Annotated in this window: 20 protein-coding genes and 1 tRNA gene; 5 read left to right on the top strand and 16 right to left on the bottom strand. The window is 70.2% G+C overall.

Annotated features, from left to right (window positions below; all coding sequences use genetic code 11):
- Positions 1-2 precede the first annotated feature (2 nt).
- Positions 3-176 (bottom strand): ribbon-helix-helix domain-containing protein, encoded by a 174-nt coding sequence (locus IEX84_RS09535; protein WP_188872263.1) that lies wholly within the window; start codon positions 174-176, stop codon positions 3-5.
- Between the two features lie 168 nt (positions 177-344).
- A complete protein-coding gene (locus IEX84_RS09530) occupies positions 345-890 on the bottom strand; it encodes a double zinc ribbon domain-containing protein (RefSeq protein WP_188872574.1) in 546 nt (181 codons plus the stop codon).
- A gap of 103 nt (positions 891-993) precedes the next feature.
- Between IEX84_RS09530 and IEX84_RS09525 the strand changes: the two genes are divergently transcribed.
- Both IEX84_RS09525 and IEX84_RS09520 read left to right on the top strand, forming a co-directional pair.
- Positions 994-1067, top strand: a tRNA-Tyr gene (locus IEX84_RS09525).
- Between the two features lie 494 nt (positions 1068-1561).
- Positions 1562-2020: a hypothetical protein gene (locus IEX84_RS09520; RefSeq protein WP_188872262.1), complete on the top strand. Its 459-nt coding sequence runs from the start codon at positions 1562-1564 to the stop codon at positions 2018-2020.
- Positions 2021-2071: 51 nt separating this feature from the next.
- Here IEX84_RS09520 and IEX84_RS09515 read toward each other — a convergent pair whose 3' ends face one another.
- Together IEX84_RS09515 and IEX84_RS09510 are read right to left on the bottom strand one after the other, a co-directional pair.
- On the bottom strand, positions 2072-3730 hold the full coding sequence (locus IEX84_RS09515; protein WP_209590381.1) for a histidine kinase N-terminal 7TM domain-containing protein: 1659 nt from the start codon (positions 3728-3730) through the stop codon (positions 2072-2074).
- Between the two features lie 105 nt (positions 3731-3835).
- A complete protein-coding gene (locus IEX84_RS09510) occupies positions 3836-4777 on the bottom strand; it encodes a UbiA family prenyltransferase (protein WP_188872260.1) in 942 nt (313 codons plus the stop codon).
- A 153-nt stretch (positions 4778-4930) separates the two neighbouring features.
- Between IEX84_RS09510 and IEX84_RS09505 the strand changes: the two genes are divergently transcribed.
- Both IEX84_RS09505 and IEX84_RS09500 read left to right on the top strand, forming a co-directional pair.
- The gene (locus IEX84_RS09505; protein ID WP_188872257.1) at positions 4931-5704 is read left to right on the top strand and encodes a nucleotide-binding protein; all 774 of its coding nucleotides are present in this window, start codon (positions 4931-4933) and stop codon (positions 5702-5704) included.
- Positions 5705-6223: a hypothetical protein gene (locus tag IEX84_RS09500; protein WP_188872255.1), complete on the top strand. Its 519-nt coding sequence runs from the start codon at positions 5705-5707 to the stop codon at positions 6221-6223.
- A gap of 317 nt (positions 6224-6540) precedes the next feature.
- Here the strand turns inward: IEX84_RS09500 and IEX84_RS09495 are convergent, their stop codons facing one another.
- From IEX84_RS09495 to IEX84_RS09440, 12 genes are all read right to left on the bottom strand, one after another.
- Positions 6541-7197, bottom strand: coding sequence for a hypothetical protein (locus IEX84_RS09495; protein WP_188872253.1), 657 nt, complete (start codon positions 7195-7197; stop codon positions 6541-6543).
- A 202-nt stretch (positions 7198-7399) separates the two neighbouring features.
- A complete protein-coding gene (locus IEX84_RS09490) occupies positions 7400-7942 on the bottom strand; it encodes a DUF7261 family protein (RefSeq protein WP_188872250.1) in 543 nt (180 codons plus the stop codon).
- Positions 7939-8367 carry a DUF7262 family protein gene (locus tag IEX84_RS09485; protein ID WP_188872248.1) on the bottom strand — a complete coding sequence of 143 codons (429 nt, stop codon included), beginning with the start codon at positions 8365-8367 and terminating at the stop codon, positions 7939-7941. Before IEX84_RS09485 ends, IEX84_RS09490 begins: the two co-directional genes overlap by 4 nt.
- Entirely contained in the window at positions 8360-9046 is a 687-nt protein-coding gene (locus IEX84_RS09480; RefSeq protein WP_188872246.1) for a DUF7263 family protein, read from the bottom strand. Before IEX84_RS09480 ends, IEX84_RS09485 begins: the two co-directional genes overlap by 8 nt.
- A complete protein-coding gene (locus IEX84_RS09475; protein WP_188872244.1) occupies positions 9043-9498 on the bottom strand; it encodes a DUF7266 family protein in 456 nt (151 codons plus the stop codon). The genes IEX84_RS09480 and IEX84_RS09475 overlap by 4 nt, the downstream gene beginning before the upstream one ends.
- Positions 9495-10229, bottom strand: a complete 735-nt coding sequence (locus IEX84_RS09470; protein WP_188872242.1) for a DUF7289 family protein — start codon at positions 10227-10229, stop codon at positions 9495-9497. Before IEX84_RS09470 ends, IEX84_RS09475 begins: the two co-directional genes overlap by 4 nt.
- Positions 10226-12052 carry a type II secretion system F family protein gene (locus IEX84_RS09465; RefSeq protein ID WP_188872240.1) on the bottom strand — a complete coding sequence of 609 codons (1827 nt, stop codon included), beginning with the start codon at positions 12050-12052 and terminating at the stop codon, positions 10226-10228. The genes IEX84_RS09470 and IEX84_RS09465 overlap by 4 nt, the downstream gene beginning before the upstream one ends.
- Positions 12049-14211 carry a type II/IV secretion system ATPase subunit gene (locus tag IEX84_RS09460; protein ID WP_188872238.1) on the bottom strand — a complete coding sequence of 721 codons (2163 nt, stop codon included), beginning with the start codon at positions 14209-14211 and terminating at the stop codon, positions 12049-12051. The genes IEX84_RS09465 and IEX84_RS09460 overlap by 4 nt, the downstream gene beginning before the upstream one ends.
- A gap of 196 nt (positions 14212-14407) precedes the next feature.
- Positions 14408-15520: an agmatinase family protein gene (locus IEX84_RS09455; RefSeq protein WP_188872236.1), complete on the bottom strand. Its 1113-nt coding sequence runs from the start codon at positions 15518-15520 to the stop codon at positions 14408-14410.
- A gap of 263 nt (positions 15521-15783) precedes the next feature.
- Entirely contained in the window at positions 15784-16824 is a 1041-nt protein-coding gene (locus IEX84_RS09450; protein ID WP_229732351.1) for an AbrB/MazE/SpoVT family DNA-binding domain-containing protein, read from the bottom strand.
- A gap of 145 nt (positions 16825-16969) precedes the next feature.
- The gene (locus tag IEX84_RS09445; protein WP_188872234.1) at positions 16970-18517 is read right to left on the bottom strand and encodes a sodium:solute symporter family protein; all 1548 of its coding nucleotides are present in this window, start codon (positions 18515-18517) and stop codon (positions 16970-16972) included.
- 269 nt (positions 18518-18786) lie between these two features.
- The gene (locus IEX84_RS09440) at positions 18787-19536 is read right to left on the bottom strand and encodes a DNA-directed RNA polymerase subunit epsilon (RefSeq protein WP_229732350.1); all 750 of its coding nucleotides are present in this window, start codon (positions 19534-19536) and stop codon (positions 18787-18789) included.
- 240 nt (positions 19537-19776) lie between these two features.
- On the opposite strand from IEX84_RS09440, the gene IEX84_RS09435 reads away from it, so the two are divergent.
- Positions 19777-20187, top strand: a complete 411-nt coding sequence (locus tag IEX84_RS09435; RefSeq protein ID WP_188872232.1) for a hypothetical protein — start codon at positions 19777-19779, stop codon at positions 20185-20187.
- The last annotated feature ends 101 nt before the right edge of the window (positions 20188-20288 follow it).

The raw sequence follows: 20288 nt of genomic DNA, 5'->3' as shown, positions 1-20288 counted from the left end.
TGTTACACCTTCGCCCAGCTGCGGCTTTCGTTCGACTTCGAGTCGGTCTGTTCGTCCAGCATCTCGCGGACCGCCGAGCGGATGGCCTCCGAGCGATTCGGGAACTTCCCGAGCTCGACCATCTCCTCGACTTCCTCGATCTGCTGCTTCGGAATCCGGAGTGTCACACGCTCCATTGTTGGTCTTCCCCTGCAAGACGGACTGGCCTTCGGTGTCTTACACAGCATCACGAACCGGACGCACCGACGCGGACCCGGCCGATTCACCGTAAGACCTCCGTCTTACGTACGCACAACGACAACGGACCTGCATAAATAGTTAATGGCTGTGTAAACGACCGTGTCTTACCTGTCGAGGACGTCGCCCGCCATCGTCCGACGCCCGCAGTCCGGACAGAACGCCCAGTCCGAACGGAGCTCCGCGCCGCACTCGCACGCGGGTCGTCCACCGGCCCGCTCCCCGCAGTTCGGGCAGAACGCGTGTTCCGCCGCCAGCGACTCGCCACACTGCGGGCACGCCCGCGCGTCCGACGCCTCCGCGGTCGTCGCGTCCGACACGGGTCCCGCGGCGTCGTTCGCCGAATCCGCCTCGCGTACGCGCGAGTCCGACCCCGCCGGGGTGTCCGCCGTCTCCCCGACGTTCACGTTTACGGTCACGTCCCCGCTCGTCTCCTCGTCGAGGCGACGCGCGACCCGCTCGTCCACCCGTTCGTCGATCCGCGCGTCGAGCAGCGCGTCGAGACTCCCCGGCGTCGCGTCCGACGCCGTCTCACTCGCGTCGTCGTCGAGATACGCCCGGAGCGCGCGGCGCATCACCTCGCTCTTCGACGCGTCCAGCGCCTCGACGCGCTCGACGAGGTCCGCGTCCGCCCGGAACGTTATCTTCGACATGCGATAGCGGGTCATACGACGCCCGCCCATTTGAAACCACGCCCCGCTGGCGGTGTCGAATGAGAAGTCTTAAATTCGTACCACGGCCTACGTTTCGATGCGCCCGCCCTTAGCTCAGACTGGTAGAGCAGCCGACTGTAGATCGGCTTGCCCCCCGTTCAAATCGGGGAGGGCGGATTTTCCTGACTCGAACCGACGAGCGTAGCGAGTCGCGTGCGAGTCGAAAATCCCGAGAGCCGATTTGAGCACGGGAGTCGCAGCCGAGCGGAGCGAGGTCGTCTCCCGGAGTTCACGATCGGGGAGGGCGGATCTTACTTCCCGCCGATTCCACGCAGAAGTGGAAACGCTGTAAACTCCGGGCAGATAGTTCCCTCGTACCGGTTTTCGATTTCCTGCAAGCTACCCGAAAAGGTGAGTTGAACGGGGGACCTGTCCAGGGTCACCGCTGTCTCGTGATTCTCGCGGCTGAATCAGAGGGTGATCAGTGACGGATACCGCCGCCGCCACGGTCTCCGAGCACGCGCGCGAGCAGTCCCCGGACGTGACGACCTCCTCGCTGGCGGTCTTCCTCTCTTATGCGACGGAGACGCCCTCAACACGTCGCCGAGCGGTAATTTCAGCTGTCTCATACCGAAGTATTATCCTCGATGGGGTGAAACTATCCCGGTGCAGTGATACTGGTCGTCGATTCGGACGCGTCCCTCGTCGGTGTGCTGGACGAGCGCTGCGTCCACGTCGAGTCGCGCGCCGCGCTCCCGGAGCGTATCCCGGGGGGGACGCTCCTCCTGCTCGCCCCGGACGCCGTGGACGACCCGGACGAGCTCGTGCGGGCGGCTCGGGAGCGCGCCGACGGGTCGCTCGCGGTCGTCGCAGTTTCGGAGACCGCTGAGGCGGTCGACACCGCGGCGTACGACGGCGTGCTCGCGCCCGACGCCGACGGGGCGACGGTTCGACGGGTCGCCGACCGCGCGCGGCGAATCGCGGCGTACCGCGAGGCGGTCGCGACGCTCTACGAGACGTCGCCGGGCGAGGGCACGGCGGCGGCGCGCGAGCGTGCGGCGGAGCGCTTCGCCGCGCTCCCCGACGACCTCGACGACGCGGACGTCGCCGCGATCATCCGACCGTCCTGACGCGCCCGTCCGTTCTCCCCCTCTTTTCGGGGTATCGGCCGCGAGGGTCGCCTACTCTCCGCTCGGCGCGTCGAGTCGCGGGACGGTGACGGTGACGGCGGTTCCGGTCGGTTCGCGGTCGTCGAACTCGGCGCGGCCGCCGGCGATTTCGGTCCCCCAGCGGACGATCCAGAGGCCGAGGCCGCTCCCGTGGCGGAGCGCGCTCTCGCCACCGTCGCGGATGACGTCGGTCTCCTGGGCGTCGATTCCGGGCCCGTCGTCGGCGACGACCACGGACACCTCCTCGGCGTCCGGCCGGGTCTCGACGGTCACGTGGCGCTCGTCGCCCTCGTTGTGTCTCGCGGCGTTCTCGATCAGGTTGTCGAAGACGGCGCTGAGGGCACTCGAAACGACGACGTCCGCGGGCGGCGGGTCGTACGACACGTCGACGTCGGGGTGGCTCTCGCGGACGCGCGTGACGCAGTCGTCGAGGATGCCGGCGAGCGGTCGGCCGGTGTGTTCCTCGCGGGTCCGCTCGAACAACTCGACGGCCTGTCGGCCCTTCTCGCCGACGGCCTCGATGCGTGCGGCGCGCTCCTGGACTATCCGCCCGGCGTCGCTGTCGCCGAAGCGCTCGGCGTAGCCGTGGATGACGTTCGTCTCCGTGCGGATGTTGTGGCGTAAGACGCGGTTGAGCACCTCCAGGCGTTGGCGTTGTCTGACGTACCGGCTGACGTCGTGAAAGGTGACGATGGAGCCGATGTGGCGGTCGTGGACGTCGCTCACGTCCGTGACGGCGGCGTCGTACGTTCGCGCGTCGTCGCCGTCGCCGAGCGTCAGGTGGCCGGCGGTGTTCCCGTCGCGCAGACGTTCGTACTCGGGGATGACGCGCGTCGCGGGTTCGCCGAGCACCAACTCCCGCGTGATGCCGAGGGCGTCGACCGCGTACTCGTTCGCGTCCACGACGTTGCCGTTCGTGTCGAGGACGACCGCGCCCTCGCGCATCCCGTCGAAGACGAGGCGGCGGGCGCGCCGCCGCGGCGCGGGGTTCGTTTCTAGGAGCCGATAGCGGGTGATGGCGCCGAGGTAGGCGACGCCGGAGACGGCGAACGCGATGGGTGTCGGGTCGACGCCCGCGGTCTCGAAGGTGCCGAGGAGGAAGGCGACGTTCGTCACCCAGGGGGCGGCGAGGCCGACGAGGAGCGTGACGCCCTGCCCGCGGAAGGCGACGGCGTCGCTCCCGACGAGTTCGACGATTGCCGCGACGCCGCAGAGCCCGAGGAGGTACGTGTAGCCGGCGACGACGGCGTACCACGGCCCGCCCTGCTCGAAGCGCACGACGCCGTTCGCGCCGATGGTGTGTGACTCGACGACGAGGAGGTCGTGGCCGCCGAGGGCGACGAGCGCGACCGTGGCGGCGGGCACGGCACAGAGGAGCGCGACGTACCGCGGGCGCAGGTATCGGTCCCGGCCGGTGTATTCGAGCGCGAAGCAGAGCCACGCCACGGGGACGCAGACGACGCCGAGCCAGCCGAGGTGCAACCACTGGAGCTTCGCGGGGACGGTGTCGGCGCGGAGGCGGAAGACGATGCACGTCGACCACCACACTTGCGCGGCGAGGAGCGCGACAAGCGGGAACGCCCCGGGTTTGGGTCGCTCCCGCCACGCGAGGATCGCGGCTCCGGTCCCGACGGCTATCGAGACGAGCAGGAGCGCGGTGAGGAGCAGCACGGTACTACTGCTCGGTACAAGCCACCACACCCATATGAATCAACCGACGACGACCGAGAAATAAACGTTTCAGTCGGGCGACTGGACGCGGTGTCCGTGCCCGACTCAGAAGCCGGCCGCGCCGAGCGCGACGACGACGGCCACGACGAGGAGGTGCTTCGCCTCACCGGCGATTGCGAGGCGACCGTACCGCTCCGTGCGGCCGACGAACCACGCGAGACAGAGCGCGTAGCCGAGGCCGACGAGGACACCGGCGGTCATCGCGACGCCGAGGATACCCGCGCCGAACGCGAGCGCGATCCCCGCGACGAGGACGAGGTCGAGCGCGTAGAGGACGTGGCGGGTGCGCCGGACCCCGAGGACGACCGGGAGGGTCGCGACTCCGTTCGCGGCGTCACCCTCGCGGTCGCGGAGGTTCGGAATCTCCGTGTTGACGTAGGTGTCGAGGAAGAAGTAGCCGAAGACGACGGCCGCGGTCGGCGTGAACGCGCCGTCCGCGTACGCGAGCGGGAGGCAGACGACGCAGACCGCCCACGCGAGCGCGACGACCGCGGAGTTGACGACGAGGACATCCTTCAGCCGGCTGGCGTAGCGGCTCAGCGACGGGAGCCAGTCGGAGGCGTAGAGTATCCAGAACGCCCCGGGGAGGAGCGTGACGGCGAGCGCGAGCGGGCCGCCGAGGACGGCGAGCGCGACCGCGAGCCCGTACGCCGCCGCGGTCCCGAGCGAGAACAGGCGGCGATGGCGCGTGACGAACGCGGCCCGTTCCGGGCTCGTCGCGGCGTCCTCTGCTGCGTCCGCGATTCTGTCGCCGACGTAGACCGCGAACGTCAACAGGGCGATGACGAGCGGGGCCGGACTCGGCGGGAGCGAGAGCGCGACCATCGCCGTCACCACCTCGACGGCGGCGATGACCACGAGGTACGCCGAACTGTACACCAACGCGTCCTTCGCTCGCGTCCCGTACTCGGAGAGGGCCGCGAGCGTGCTGTACACCGTTCGTGTGCCGCCCCACGCGAGGGACGGGCTGTCGGTTTGGCTTGACATGCGCAGCGAGCGGCGGCCGCGTCACCGCCCGGCCGCCGTCGGAGTCGAGGACGGCCACGTGCGTCAAATCCTTCCCTGCCGCGCAATCGCGGCGCTCACGCCCGCACACACCGACCAGCGTGCTTTTACCCGCCGGTCGCTAGGAGGTAGCAAATGGTCGAAGCGTTCGCCGTCGCCAGCGGCAAGGGCGGCACGGGGAAGACGACGAGCACGCTCGCGCTCGGGTTGGCGCTCGCCGAGACGTACGACGTGACCGTCGTCGACGCCGACACCGGCATGGCGAACCTCCTCTTCCACGCCGGCCTCGACGACGCCGACGTCACCCTCCACGACCTCCTCCTCGGCGACCGCGACGTCGCTGTCGCCGACGCCTGCTACGAGCGCTTCGGGCTCACCGTCGTCCCCTGCGGCACCGACCTCGCGGGGTTCCGCGAGGCCGACCCCGCGCGACTCCGCGACGTCGTCGCCGAACTCGCCGCCGACACCGACGTCCTCCTCCTCGACTCCCCCGCGGCGCTCGACTCCGCCGCCTCCGTCCTCCCCATCGTCCTCGCCGACCGCGTCGTCCTCGTCACCCAGCCCACCGTCCCCGCGCTCTCCGACGCCCTCAAAGTCCAGGAGTACGCGGCGTCGTACGGCACGGGCGTCGCCGGCGTCCTGTTCAACAAGGTCCGCCCCGAGGACGGCATCGAGCGCATCACGCCGAAGGCCGAACGCTACTTCGAGGGCCCCATCGTCGGCGCGGTCCCGGACGACGACGCCGCCCGCGCCGCCCGCCGCGCCGGCCGCCCCCTCCTCGCCCACGCCCCCGACAGCCCCGCCGCGAACGCGTACTACGACGCCGCGGCCGCCATCGACGTCGACAGCGGCGACGGCGAGGCGCTCGCCGACCGCTTCCGCAGCGCCGTCATCCCAGAGGAGGTGTAGATGGACGTCCGCGCGGCCTTCGGGGGCGACCTCACCTTCTCGCGCGTCGTCGCCGACCCCGCCGTCGCCCTCGAACGCGCCCTCGACGACGCCGTCACCGGCTACGCCGAGTTCGTCCCCGCGGACGCGCTCCTGCTCGGCGAAGGCGGCGACGGCCTCGTCGCCTTCGAGGACGGCGTCCCCGTCCGCGTGCGCCACTCGACCGGCCCGGTCGGCGACGAGGCCGTGTCGGCGCTCGCGCTCCCCGGCCCCTACCACGTTCGCTTCTACGACCACACAGACCCGCCGCTCGGCCCGGACGCTGCGGTCGACCCCGACGCGCTCGCGGAGCGTCTCGCCGGCGACCCCGCGCTCGCCGAACGCACCCGAGAGCGCGCGCCCGCGTCGCCCGACACCGGCCCCGACGCCGTCACGGCCTTCCTCGACGACGACGCGAGCGTCGAGGCCATCCGCGAGCGCGCCCGGGCGGACGCCGAAGCACGCGCCGCCGAACTCGGGTTCGGAGACCTCGACGGCTGACACACTTTTCGCGGCTGAGTATCAATCTTGTCAGCTTGGCTCTTCATCTTGGGATTGCCAGATTATAGAGCGTGCTCGGCCTGTATGACTGATTACTACCAAAAATCGTTTGTACGACTATTGAAAGCCAGGTTGGAGAAGAGTACGTGTACGCTTCGCTATCTATTCAACTAACCTACGGCAAAAGACAACAAACTACCGACGGAATGCGTTCCAAACCTTCGAACCGGCTTTTCGAAGGACAGGTCCGGGGCCTTTGTTACCAGTCTGTGGTTCAAGCTCGGCATTCGTTTTTGGTGAGCGCCCCATCGTGTCCTCTAGTTTCGCTTTGCGAGCCATAAAACTACCGCAGTAACCCCCAGTCCCACGCCACTTACTATAATTGGCATCTCGAGAGCGGAGCTACTAATTTTAGCAGACTTAACAAACGCTAACAGCAGTGAACCAATTCCTGTAATGAGGGATATCTGTGTGACTGTAAGGAGAAATGCGTTTATTGAGTTTGTTTCAGACATGTCATCTATCCATTCATCATACTCGTTAAGTTGGAGTCGAAGCCATTCTTTGTTTGAATAGCCTCCTCGAACAACGTCACGCCGGTGGTCTTTGCTGACGCCGAGCTCCGGTTTTGAGTATGAGTACGTGATCGATCCGAGAAGAACCGCAAGAAGAAGTAATGCAATCCCAGATGAACCGATGGAGAATACCAGGGGTCCAATCTCACTTGGAGCAACTGGCTGGTCGCTGAGTTTGATGGCGGAGATGACGAGGCCCAAGAGTAGGACGGCGGTCCGAACGGTCCGCATCGCTTTGTCATCAATATCGTTGAGAAGGCTGACTTGCTCGCTAAGGACTGTTCGTGACTCTTGACGGACTGTTTCGAGTGCTGCTTCTTCTACGGTTTCTGCAGGCGGTGTTTCTTCAGATTCCGAGCTGGATTGGCGATCTTGACTCGGACGCTCTTTCTCTGGCACTACATTTTCCCTCTTCCACTACGTCTGTGTAAACTTTCGCTTAGCACCCTTTTGACTTCTCGACCTCACAGATTCAGGCGGCCAGTATATTCATATATCTGGAACTCAGAGAAAACTCACATAGTGAGTTTTCTCTGGTATCACATATTCCCTGATATGCGTCCCGCTTACTGTTGTTTCCGCAGATACGAGCGCGCGATAGTCACGTAGCGCGCTTGACCGCGACCGTCAGGTGCGTCTCGCTTCCCTCCCCGACGACCGTCACGTCGAACGCCACGGCGACGACGTGCGTCTCGTTCGCGCGCTCCTGCACGACGACGCCGTCGACGGCCTCGCAGGGTCCGAAGACCCGGCCGCGACCGCTCGGGCAGGACTCGGCCGCCCACCGCGTCGCGGCGCTCGCGTTCGTCGCCGCCAGCACGACGCGCCCGCCCCCGACGCTCGCGTTCTCGACTCGGGCGACGTTCGCGTCGAGCGCGTTCCGGTAGGCCGCGACGGCCGCCGTCCGCTCCGTCCACGTGTAGTTCGCCGCGAGCCCGGGCCGCGCCGTGTCGACGGCGGGGTCGAGCGCGGCGACGGTCGCCGTCGCCGTTCCGTCGCGGGCCGCCATCGCGTCCGCGTCGCCCGCGTAGCCGAACTGGAGGACGGCGGCGAGCGCCGGCACGAACGCGAGCGCGATAACCACCGCGGCGACGAGGACGAGCTGCCCGCGCTCGCCCCGTCCGCCCCGCTCGCGCCCGCTCACGCGTCCCACACCTCGACGGTGACCGGACCCGCGGCGCTCGGGACGGTCGCGCGCCCGACGGCCACTCCGGGCGGGCGCGGATAGCCCACGGTCCCCCACGGCGTCGTCGCGCGGTACATGCAACTCGCGGGGAGCATCGCGTCGAGGTGCGCCCGGAGCGCCGCGCGTCCCGGCTCGCCGTCCGCGAGCACCGTCGCGTTTCCCGCGTCGGCCTCGGCGACGAGCACGGTCGCGGCGTCGCTCGCGTACAGGTCGAGTCGGTGCTCCGCTCCGTGTTCCGGGACGCCGAGCGCGAAGCCGCCCGCGACGGCGAGTATCACCAGCACGCCCAGTATCGCCTCGACCAACGGGAGGCTGAGCTGACCGCGGTCGCGTCCGCGGAGAGCACCGCCACCGCCCGACCACGCACGATTCGCCTCACGCACGGGCGCGCACCTCCAGCACCGCCGTCCGCGTCGTCTCGCCGTGCGCGACGAGCACGACGCTCCCCGCGGGGAGCGGGCCGTCGGCGTCGACGGCGACGCTCGCGTTCCGGTACGGGCTCACCGCGACGCGATACGCCCCCGCGAGCCCGCGCGGGTCGGAGAGGGCGACGCGCCCGCCGACGCGGACGGCCGTGACCCGGGTGCCGTTCGGCGGGGTCAGCGTGACGTCGAGGGCGTCGACCCGCCCGCGGAGGGCGAACCCGGTCCCGGTCTCGAAGCGCGGGCCGTACGTCCGGGTCTCCGCGCTCGTGACGAGGACGAGCCGCCGGCTCGTCGCGCCCGCGCTCGCGTCGCCCGCCGCCGCGACGACGTCGCCGTCGAGGGCGATGCGGACGGCGTGACCGCGCGCGGCCGGGAACAGTGCGCCGAGGTCGGCCGCGCTCGCGTTCCGGAGCGCCGCCCCGTCGAGGACGTTCGCGCGCGCTCGGTCGCTGAACGGGCCGTCCGGGGCGACGGCGCGCGCCGCGAGCGAGTCCGCGAGCCGGGCGTCCGCCGCGTCCCGGTCCACGGCCGCGAACGCCCCGTGCGTGGCGGCGAGCGCGACGCCGAGCGCGCCCGTCACGAGGAGCAACGCGACGCCGAGCGCGAGCAGGGAGGCCTGTCCGCGCCCGCGACTCACGCCGGCACCTCGCGAAGTTCGACCGAGCACGCGCTCGCGTTCCCGGTGACGACGACGACCGCCGGCCGGTCGCTCCGCCACGTCCCCTCGACGCCCGTCACGCGCGCCGGGAGGCTCAGCGACGCCGTCCCGCCGACGCCGCGCACGGGGCTGTCGAGGACGAGCGTCCGGTTCGTCGCCCGGAGCTCGTAGGGGCGTCCGCCGATGGTGGCGGGGAGCGACACCGCCGCTCGGACGCGCACCGACGCCGCGGCCGCGTTCGGCACCGCGTCTTCGACGGCCACGGACCCCGCCGCGAGCACCCGGTCGCCGAGCGTCGCCGCGGCGTCCGCCTCCGCCGCCGGGACGACGCCCCCGTAGAGCGTCGTCGACACGAGCGCGACGTAACAGAGGACGATCCCGATCCCGAGCGTCTTCGAGACGACCGGCGTCAACCCCCGGTCCGTCCTCACACCGCCACCTCCACGGTCCGGACGACGACGTACGCCCGCGCGGCCGGCGGGTACGCGACGACGACGCTCTCGATTCCGTCGCCGTCGAAGTCCCGCTCGCCGACGACCGCGCCGGGGACGCCGTCGCGCCCGTAGCGACGCGCGAACGCCTCGGGGTGTCGCGTCTCGACGGCGAGGCGGTACGTCCCGCCCGCGAGCGTCTCGCGCGTCACCGTCGTGTCCGTTCGGAGCGTCGCGCCGCCGCCGCGTCCCGAGACGTCGACGTCGCCTTCGACGACCACGAGGTCGAGCACGAGCGCGTCGGGGACGGCCGTCGCGCGGACGGGCCCCGTGACGCGCGCCCACCCCCGCGTTCGGACGACGGTCGTCCCCGCGACGCTCGTCACGCCCCGGTTCGCGGCGTCGAAGGTGACGGCGTTCGTCCGATACCGCGCCACCGTCCCGTTCGCGTCCAGCACGCGGACGTCGCGCGCCGCGGTGTGGAGACGGCCCGCCGCGAAGGGGACGCGTCTGGTGGCGTGTCCTGTCCCCACCGTCGGCCCGACCGCACCGTCGAGCGCGTCAGCGACCCGCGTCGCGTCGGCGTTCGCGGCCGTCTCGCCGACGACCCCGCCGACGCTCCCGGTGACGGCGGCCATCGAGACCACGGCGACGCAACAGAGGAGCGCGACGCCGACGACGTGCGACTGGCCGCGGCACGTCGCGCTTTCGCCCTCCAGCCTCGCGCTCACCGCATCACCCCCGCGAGTGCGAAGGCGGCGTACGTCAGGACGACGAGGAGCCCGGAGTGCAACAGCGCCTCGTAGCGCCCCCGGCTCGCCGCGCCGGCGAACCAGCCGCAGGCGAGCATCGTCGCCTGCGTGACGACGTAGAAGCGATAGCGCTCGCGGGCGGGGTCGACCGCCGCGGGGTCGATGGCGAGGCCCGCGGTGCTCCCGCTCACGGCCGCGAGCTGCGCGAAGCTCCCGAGGACGTACGTGTTCACCACGACGACGATGCCGACGACGAGCAGCGCGGTCGTCCACCCGACGGCGACGTACACCTGCAGCTGCGAGCGGAGGGCCTTGCGCTCGTCGTACAGCCGGCCGATCTCCATCTGGAGGGCCTCGAAGGCCGTCTCGGCGTCGCTCCCCGCGTCGAGCGCGCCCGTGACGAGCCCGATGGAGCGCCCGGCGAGCGGCGTGCCGATTCGCTCGGTGAAGCGCGCGAGCGCCGTCGCGCGCACCTCGTCGCCGTACGCGGTCAGCCCGAGGTTGAACGCGAGGTCGGCGACGTCAGCCCGCAGCGGCCCGAGGTGCGCGTCGCGCGCGACGGCCTCGACCGCGGCCGCGAACGGCTGGCCGAGCCCGACGTGGCCGGCGACGCCGTGCACGAAGTCCTTGATCTCCCGGTCCTTCGCGTCGTCGCGGCGCGCCCGGCGCACCGCAATCGCGCCAACGGGAATCGCGCCGGCGGCGTAGCCGAGCAACGCGGCGTTGACGGCGTCGAGACCGGTGAGGAGGAGGGCGACGCCCGTGAGCGCGCCCAGCGGGAGGACGACGACGACCGCGTTCGCGGGGTTGTCGAGCGCGCCCGCGAGCACCCCCTCGACGCTCGACGAGCGGACGTACCAGTCGAGCCCGTAGCCGGTCGGCCGCAGGGAGTCGACGAGCGCCGCCGCGCCCGCGCCGATGACGAGGACGCACGCCGCACAGCCGTAGACGACGAGCGCGCGCAGCGACACCGGGCCGAACGCGGTGGCGACCGACCGGTCGAGCGACGGCGCGAGCACGCTGAGGACGGTGACGACGACCACGAGGAGCGTCGGGACGACGAGGAGGACGACGAACAGCTCGGCGAGGAGTTCGAGGAAGCCCGCGGCCTCGTCGTTCGCGCGCGACTGGTGGTTCGCCAGCATCCGGGCTTCGAGTTCGAGGAAGCTCTCGACGGCGTCCGGGCCCTGCTGGGCGTGCTCGCGGAACTTCAGGAGGAACGGCGCGAGCAGGCTTCGGGAGGGCGTGTCGCGGGCGACGACGCGAAGCGCCTCGCCCATGCTCCCGGTGAGTTCGGTGCGCGACTGGACGGTGCGGAAGGTCGCGGCCGTCTCCCCGAAGGCGTCGGGGCGCTCGGCGACGCGCGCGACGAGCGTCCGGTCGTCCGCGCCGCCCGAGGCCAACACGCGGAGGTAGCGCACCGCGCTCGGGAGCGTCTGCTCGATGTCGGCGCGTCGGGCGAGCGCGGCCGCCTGCAGGTAGCGCCCGCCGCCCCGAACGACGCCCTCGAAGGCGGCGACAGCCGCGACGACGCCCGCGAGGATGGCCACGAGACCGTGCGGTACGCCCGGGAGCGCGACGAACAGCGGCCCGCCGAGCGCGAGGCACGCGCCCGCGCCCAGCGCGCCGACGGCGAGCGCACAGAGCGCCGCGGCCGCGTAGACGCGCGCGACGTAGACGTCGAAGCCCGTCGTGATCGTGGTCGCGCGGTAGTGACTCCGGTCGCGCTCGTGTCGCGGGCGCTCGGAGCGCCCGCCGAACAGCGCGTAACACGCCCGGTCGAGGCCCCGCACCCCTCTCACGCCACCCTCCGGTCGTCGCGGTCGTCGGCGTCCGCGGGCCGCGGGTTCGGGCCGGCGTCGCGCCCGCGCCGCACGCGCTCGACCGTCGCGGCCTCGTCGACGCGCAGGTCCGCGAGGAAGCTGAAGAGCGCGTCGACGTCGCTCACGTCGTGCTCGACGAGGTAGCGGACGTAGCGGTGTTTGCGCTCGTACTCGGCGCGGACGTCGTCGACGTGGCGGTCCGTCCGGGCCGCGAGACGCGCGAGGAACGCCGACTCGCCGCCGCTCACTCGGAAGCCGCCGTCGTGGGTGCGCTCGACGAGCCGGCGGTATCTGACCGCCACGCCGTCGTTGACGACCTCGCCGTCCGCGGGGGCGTCGTCGTCGCGGACGAGTTCGACGAGCTCGCCGACGTAGCGCTCGCCGTCGACGTGGCGCGGGAAGACGACGAGGTCGACCTCGCGCAGGAGGTACGCCGGGAGGCCGCGCTCGGTGACGCGGTTGACGAGCGTCTCCACGTCCTCGGCGTGCGTCGTCCCGATGACGCCGTGGCCGGTGTTGAGGACCTCGCCGAAGGTTTCGAAGCTCGCGGGGCTGTTTATCTCCGCGATGACCTCGACGTCGGGGTTCAGGTAGTTCGTCTCGGTCATCAGGTCGGCCATCGTGACGCGCTTGAACTCGCTCTCGTGGTCGCGCGTGGTGAGCGAGACGCCGGTCTCGTGGGGGAGTCTGACCTCTCGGGAGCCCTCGTCGATGCTGACCGGTCGGTCGTCGAACGGGACGAACGGGAGGTGCGCGTTCATGAGCGTCGTCTTCCCGACGCCCGTCGCGCCGCTGAACAGGACCGCGGCGTGGTGTTCGTAGGCGAGCCAGAGGTACGCGACGGCCTCCGTCGGCATGCTGTTCGCGCGCACGAGGTCGACGGGCGTGAGCGGGTCGGGCGACTGCTTGCGGATGGAGACGTGCGGGCCGTCGGCGCTGATGACGGGGAGCGCGACCGCACAGCGTATCGTGACGTCGGCGTCCACCTCGGGCGGTCGGAGGTTCACCTTCGCGGAGGGGCGCGCGGCGTTCAACTCGACGCCGTCGCTCGCCGCGAGCTGGGTGACGAGGTTGACGAAGCGCGCCTCGTCCGTGAAGACGAGGTTCGTCGGGACGCGCTCGTCACCACCCCGAGGGACGACCTTCACGCGCTCGCCGACGCGATTCGCCTCGACGTCCTCCAGGTTGTCGTCGCGAATCGGCACCGTGAGCTCGCCGTCGCCGACGAAATCCCGGAGGACGTAGTAGACGAGGTCGTCGAGGCGGCCGTCCTCGAAACGCCGGCTCACCGGCGGGACGGCGAGGTCGTAGGCCGCGAGCGCCGCCCGGACGCGATAGCCGACGGCGTCGCGCCACGCGCGGGTCTGCTCGGCGGCGAGCGCGCGCGAGAGGTAGCGCTCGGCGTGCTCGCGGACGAAGCTCGTCCGGTCCGCGACGACCTCGTCGACGTTCGTCTCCCAGATGCGGTCCTTGCACGCCGCGACCAGTTCGGCGTCGCCGGGGAGCAACGGGGGCTCCTGGACGGCGTACTGGAGGTCGAAGGGGTCCGCGCCGAGGAGGTGTTCGCGGTAGACGACGACCGGCACGTCGACGTCGCCGAAGGGAACGGTGTACGTCTCGACGCGCTCGGAGAGGAAGCGCCCGAGGTGGTCCGGCCGCGCCGGCAGAGCCGTCAGCGCGGGCGCGTAATCGACCGTGTGGACGACGAGGCGCTCGTCGCTCGCGTCCGCGATCTCGATGCGCTCGTCGAGCGCGTACGGCGTCAGGTCGCCGAGACACCGCAGGTCGCGCAGGGCGTAGTAGCGCAGCCGACGGCGGCTCGCCTTCGCGCGCGGCGCGAGGCCGTCCACGATACGGCGGTGTTTCGCGTCGAGGCCGGCCGCGACGCGCTCGACGCACCCCTCGCGCGTCCGCGGTCGTTCGAGGCCCGCGTCGGCGAAGTGAGCCGCGATCCGCTCGCGCGCCGCGGCGTCGGCCGCGGGGAGGACGGGTTCGCGGACGTCGTACGTGAAGTCCGTCCCGATGTCGCGGACGGTGACGACGACGTTCGGGTGGACCTCGTACTGCGCGCGGACCTCGGGGGCGTACCACGCGTCGGGGTCGTCCGGCGCGACGATGGGGGGAACCGGAAAATCCATACTCCTATCAGAACGGATATGTATATAAGCGGGACGTTGGTGGTAGGTAACACGTCTGTCGGGGGTCGGCCCGCGCGGCGTCCGGGCAGACGTGGCCGGCGTCGCCGCGCGCTCGGACGTGAATCGCTACGCGACCGCGCTGCTCGCGGGTCGCTGTGCTCCCCGCTCGCCACGACGTGATCGCTACGCGATCACGCTAGTCGTCCGCGGGCGTTTCGGCTTCCGGCGGGACGCCGAGCGGTTCCTTCGGCCTGATCGGTTCGCCCGACTCCTTGCCCTGGGCGGCGAGTGCCATGCTCCCGAGGACCTCGATGATGAGGCGGTTGGCGAAGCCGGAGGTGACGCCGCCGTTGTAGGAGTTGGTGTCGCTCGTGTCGTAGGCGGGCGAGACCTCGACGACGTCGAAGCCGAAGGCCTCGGGGTCGAGTTCCTTCACGCACTCCCGGACCATGGAGATGGCCTCGCGGGGGACGAGTCCGCCGGGCTCGGGTTCGCCGGTACCGGGCGCGTACGCGGGCTCCATGACGTCGACGTCGAAGGATATCCAGACGGCGTCGGTGTCGTCGGTGGCGCGCCGGACGGCGTCCGCGACGATCTCCGAGAGGTCCATCGCGGCGACGTCGTCCGCGGTGTACCACTTCATGCCGGCGTCGCGCATGTCGCGGTAGGTGTCGGGGCCCGGCCAGAAGCCGCGCGGGCCGATGAGGGTGTAGTTCTCGCCGGCCATGATGCCCTCGTCGTAGACTCGTTTGACCCACGCGCCGTGGTCGTACTCGAAGCCGGTGAGACCGTCGTCGCCCGTGTCGGCGTGGCAGTCGAAGTGGATGAGGCCGATGTCCTCGTAGCCGTTGGCCTCCGCCCACCCCTTGATGTCGGGGTAGCTGATCGAGTGGTCGCCGCCGATGACGACCGGCGTCGCCTGCTCGCTTATCTCCGCGACGGCGTCCTCGATGTTCAGTTGGCTCCCCCGGGTGTCGCCGGGCGAGACCTGGGCGTCGCCGGTGTCCGCGACGCTGAAGTGATCGAAGGGGTCGACGCCCGTCTCGATGTTGAAGTGCTCGTAGGGCGGCGACGGCACGGTGGAGGCCGCGCGGACCGCGCGCGGGCCGTAGCGCGTCCCCGGCCGGATGGTCGTCGCCGTGTCGAGCGGCGCGCCGAGGATGCCGACGTCGACGTCCGCCTCGTCGAGTTCGCTCCGGTCGACCTCGGGGAGCTTCAGGAACGAGGGGATGCCGCTGAAGATGGGTTCGTTCGCCTCCTTGTGCGCGTCGCCGTAGATGTCCGCTCCGTTGCAGTTGTTTTCCGTCATCGTGTTTCTTTCTCCGTTATACGCACTCGTTCGTGCGCTTCTTTCGACGCTCACACCTTTTCTATCCGGTATGAAAAGCTTTGATTTGGATGTGTACTGTTTCGTATGCGGGGTTGGTGCGTCCCCCAACGGTTCGAGTCGCCTTCGACACCTAGAGGCATATAAGGTCACGCGCTCGCGCGACGCGCGTCACGTGTCGAGCGGTAGTGATGGACGCGTCGCTCGGCGGACGTGACCGCCGTCGAAAACGGGTCTGGGACGCCCTACTCGGGCGTCGCGCCGCTGCCGTCGCGGAAGGTGAGGCGCGTGGCGACGTCGAGGGTGTCCCGGACGTGGCGGGCGTCGCCGCCGAGGGCGCAGACGGCGCGCTGGAGGCGGAGGAGCGGCTCGGGGCGCTCGCGTTCGAGGTAGTCGTTCGCGGCGTCGGTGCGTTCGCGCGCCCGGTCGAGCGCCTCGCGTGCGCGTGTGACGTCAGCGTACGAGGGCTCGACGACGGCGTTCCGCGCGGCGTCCGCGGCGTCGTCGATGGCGTCCGCGAGTTCGCGCAGGTGCTCGCGCGCGCCCTCGGGGACCGGCTCGTCGGTCAGCGCGGCGAGGTCCGTCGCGGCGTCCGCCATCAACACGACGTCCTGGGCGACGGAGCGATAGCCGATCAGCGGGAAGCCGGTGTCGACGCCGACCGCGCGGTTGAGGTCGGGGTTCCGGTAGGTGGCGAAGAGGACGCGCAGGAGGAGGTAGAAGAGCTTGTCCACCTGCGCGTGGCGCTGCGTGAGCGCGCGGGCGCGCTCGGCGTCGCCGTCGAGGAACGCGGCGAGCGCTTCACTGCGCATCGTCGTCTCGGTGCGGTCGAGGCGGCCGAGGAGCGTCGGGAGCTCGAAGTCGTCGGCGGCGATGGAACACCGGAGCGTCATCGCCTCCGCGGTCTCCTCGACGACGCCGACGCCCATCAGCCCGCGCTCGGCGTCGAGGACGGCGTCGCGGTGGCCGGGCGCAATCGGGCCGTCGTCGGTGACGTGGACGAGCCGCCGCCCCAGAACGTACTGGGCGATGACGGCGCGGCGCAGCGCGTCGGCGTCGAGCCCGCTCGCGTCCACCGTCGTCTCCGCGTCGTCGATCAGCGTGCGGTCGGGGACGACGAGGAGCGAGCCGCTGCTCTCGTCGCGCTGGACGACGACCGAGTCCCCCTTCTCCACGTCGTGCTCGCGCGCCCACTCCGCGGGGAGCGTCACCGCGAGCGTCGACGAACCGAGCTGTTGGACCTTCCGCGTGATGCGGACGTCCTCACCCGTCACGGCGTCTTCCACCCCGATACTTTCTCACGAACGACCATCCATACTCGTTGTAGGTGTGTGTACTGAAACCATATACGCCTATTCCTGTCCGCGACATTCGCTATTACGACCCAAAACCGAACGAGAGAGGACGAGCGGGAGCGAGCGGTGGGGTCCGTCAGTCGTCCATCGGTTCGGCGGCACCCGCGTGGGTGCGCGCGCGTTCCTCGACTTCGGCATCCTCCGTGACCGCGGCGACGCCGACGTAGGTGACGAGCGCGAGCGCGGGCGCGATGAACGTCGGGAGGCCGTCGAACGCGGGCGTGAACCACGGGTTCTGGATGTAGAGCAGGGAGTTCGGAATCGCGTACGTCGTCGGGACGAGCGCGAACAGCACGAGGCGGGTGAGCGAGCCCGTGAGTATCGACGCGAGCGCGGCCTGCCGCGTGGCGAAGTCGGGTTTGAACAGCCCGAAGACGAACGGCACGAGCAGCGCGGCGAGCATCACGTCGAAGGCGAGCAGCAGGAGCATCCCGGTCTGGGCGACCTGGAGGGCGAAGAAGACCCCGAGTACCGTCACGGGCACCGCCATCAGCCGCGTCGTCGTGAGCAGTTTGTCCGCGTCCGTGTCGACGAGGTCGTCGTCCGCGTCGGCCGCCGCGTGCTCGTCCTCGTGGGCGCTCTCGTCGACGCGGATGCCGACGACGTTGCGCGCGAGGACGGCGGACGTCCCGAGAATCGCGCCGTCGCCCGTCGAGAAGGAGGCGGCGACGATACCGCCCAACACGAGGACGGCGAGCCACGTCGGCACGCCGGTCTGGAGGAGCGTGTAGAGCATCGCCTCGCTGCCGGATTGGACGCCGAGCGATGAGAGAATCGACGGCATCGAGAGCGCGACGACGGAGAACGGGATGCCGATGATGAGCGTGCCGGCGCTCCCGATGAAGCAGGCCTTCTGGGCCGTCTCGGGGTCGTCGGCGGCGAAGACGCGCTCCATGAAGTCGATGGCGACGATGTCGCCGAGGCCGAGCGCGATTATCGACGCCCAGTTGATGTACGCGCCCTGCGCGGGATTGGTGAGCTGACCGAACGCGGTCGGCCCCATCCCGCTCGGGACGGTGAGCCCGTAGTGGGTGGCGACGTAGACGATGAGGGCGAGCGAGCCAACGAGCGCGATGCCGGCCTGGATAACGTCGGTGTACGCGACCGAGAAGAGCCCGCCGGCGACGGTGTAGCTGAAGATTATCGCGGCGATGGCGACGACGCCGATCGTGTAGTCGAAGCCGAGGAATATCTGGAAGAGGTAGCCACCGGCGACGAGGTTGCCGGCGAGCAGGAAGGCGTACGCGAGGAGCATCACGCCCGAGGAGAGCACCTCGACGACGCGGCCGTACTTGCGCCGGTAGAAGTCCGGGAGCGTCACGAGGTTCATCCGGTTCATCGGCTTGGCGAAGAACAACCCCGTGAGGAACAGGCAGGTGGCGAGGCCGACCGGGAGCGCCGCGCCCGCCCAGAAGCCCGCGGACGCGACGAGGTCCGTGTTCCCGAGCGTCGCGTTCGAGTCGAGCGACTGCGCCATCAGCGTCGCCGCCGCGAGCGGGAGGATCAACCCCCGGCCCGCGACGATGTAGTTCACGCTGTCCCCCTTCACCTTCCGGGAGACGTAGAAGCCGACGCCGAGCATCAGGACGACGATCCCGATCAGCCCGATGACGATGGGACTCACGAACACCACCCCTGGTACCCCGTCCACCGATTCCGACCCGATACGCGAACTTCCCCACGTTCCTCCGGACTTTGGTTGACGAACGCGTGCATATCTTCCACGACGCTACGACAACCAACCAGCCATAAAGGACTTATCCTGGGGTTGTTTAGTTTCTCGGATACACTCTCAACAGACGGGAACCGTTCACACCCCCTTGGCCCCTCGGAGGGTGTGGATACTGTATAAGGTGTAAGAGGGTGCCGACGGGGCCGGACGGGACGGTCGCGTTACGCCGTGTCGGTGTCTCCGCCGTCGTCCGCATCCGCATCGCCGCCGTCGTCAGCGTCGAGGTCCGCGCTCGGGAGGTTCGGGTCGCGGTAGGGGTTGCGGCCGTAGACCGCGCCGTGGAGGTCCTGTTCGTCGAGTTGTGCGCGCAGCACGCGCCGGAGACGGTTGAGCGACGTGATCGAGAGCCCGTGTTTCTCCGCGAGCGCCTCGAAGCGCGGGTCGTCCGTGAGCGAGGTGAACTGCTCGTAGAGGCTTTCGAGGCGCTCGGGGGGTTGCTCGGCGAGCCACGCCTGGTCCTGCAGACCCAGATAGCGCTCGCGTTCGTCGTCGACGACGTGCCGGATGGTGACGAGCGCGACCTTCTCGATGGCGCGCTGGCTCCCGAACGCGGTCAGGTCGAGGTCGACCATCACGCCGAGCGCGCGGTCGCGCTGCCACGGCGTCACGTCGAGGTCGTTACAGAGCGCGTGCGTGATCCGCAGTTTCTCGAGGCGGTGTTGGCGCGCGCCGTGGCCTTCGGTCGCCGGGTGGCGCTCCTCGTGGAGGCGACGGAGGCTTTCCGAGACGTCCGCGTCGGGCGAGCGCGCGCGGCCGATCTGCGTCGCGCTCGGGCTCGTCGGTCCCCACCGGCCGACCGTCGTGTCGCGCCTGTGGGCGGCGCGCGCGAGCGCACCGTCCCCCGGCCGCTGGCTGAACTGCTCCTCGTCGACCACCTCGAACTCGGGGGCCGACGTGGCGGCGTCGGTCATCGACTCCCGCTACCGTGCGCAGACGGATAAACGCACGACTACCCGACGTCGAGGGACGGCGAAATGAGTCTGCCGCCGGCGTATCGGAGAAGCGCGTGCACCGCCGCTCGGCGGTCGGCGTTGGACGCCCGAGAAGCGGGGCGTCCCTCGGTCGTATCTACTGCTTGTGACGAGAACGACTTAAAGCGACGGCGCGACCGGCCCCGGCGTTTCTTGGCTCGCGGTACCGAACGCGCGGTCATGGACGACTCCCTCCCCGACGCGTGGACCGAGGTGACCGCGGAGCGCGCCCGGGACACCGAGCGCCGGTGGCGCCGTCGCGTCACGCCGGCGTTCGCGGTCGACCTCTGGGTGTCGAAGTCGCCGACCGACGAGACCTGCCCCTATCACGTGTTGCTCTCGACGATTCACGAGGACGGGACGCGACACGTCTCCGACCACCCCGTCGCGGGCTACGGGACGCGCGAGGCGACCCGGGAGGCGCTCTCGGTCCTCCGCGATGTCGTCGACGACGTGCTCGCCGAACGGGACGACGTCCCCGACCCCGAGAACAGACTCGCGCACGCGGTCATCCCGCGCTTCGTGGAGCGACACGTGGACGCCGACTGCGCGTGCCGGTCGCTCTACGACCCGGACGTCGTGTCGTCGTAGCGACCGCTCGGCGGTCGCCTCTGACGGGCGCGAGAACCTGACGGCGGAGCGCACGACGCTCGTGCGACGACAGAGCGCACGCCCCGGCCACCGCCGACGTC

This window comes from Halarchaeum rubridurum (assembly GCF_014647115.1).
Classification (GTDB): Archaea; Halobacteriota; Halobacteria; order Halobacteriales; family Halobacteriaceae; genus Halarchaeum; species Halarchaeum rubridurum.
This window is presented reverse-complemented; position numbering and strand designations above follow the sequence as displayed.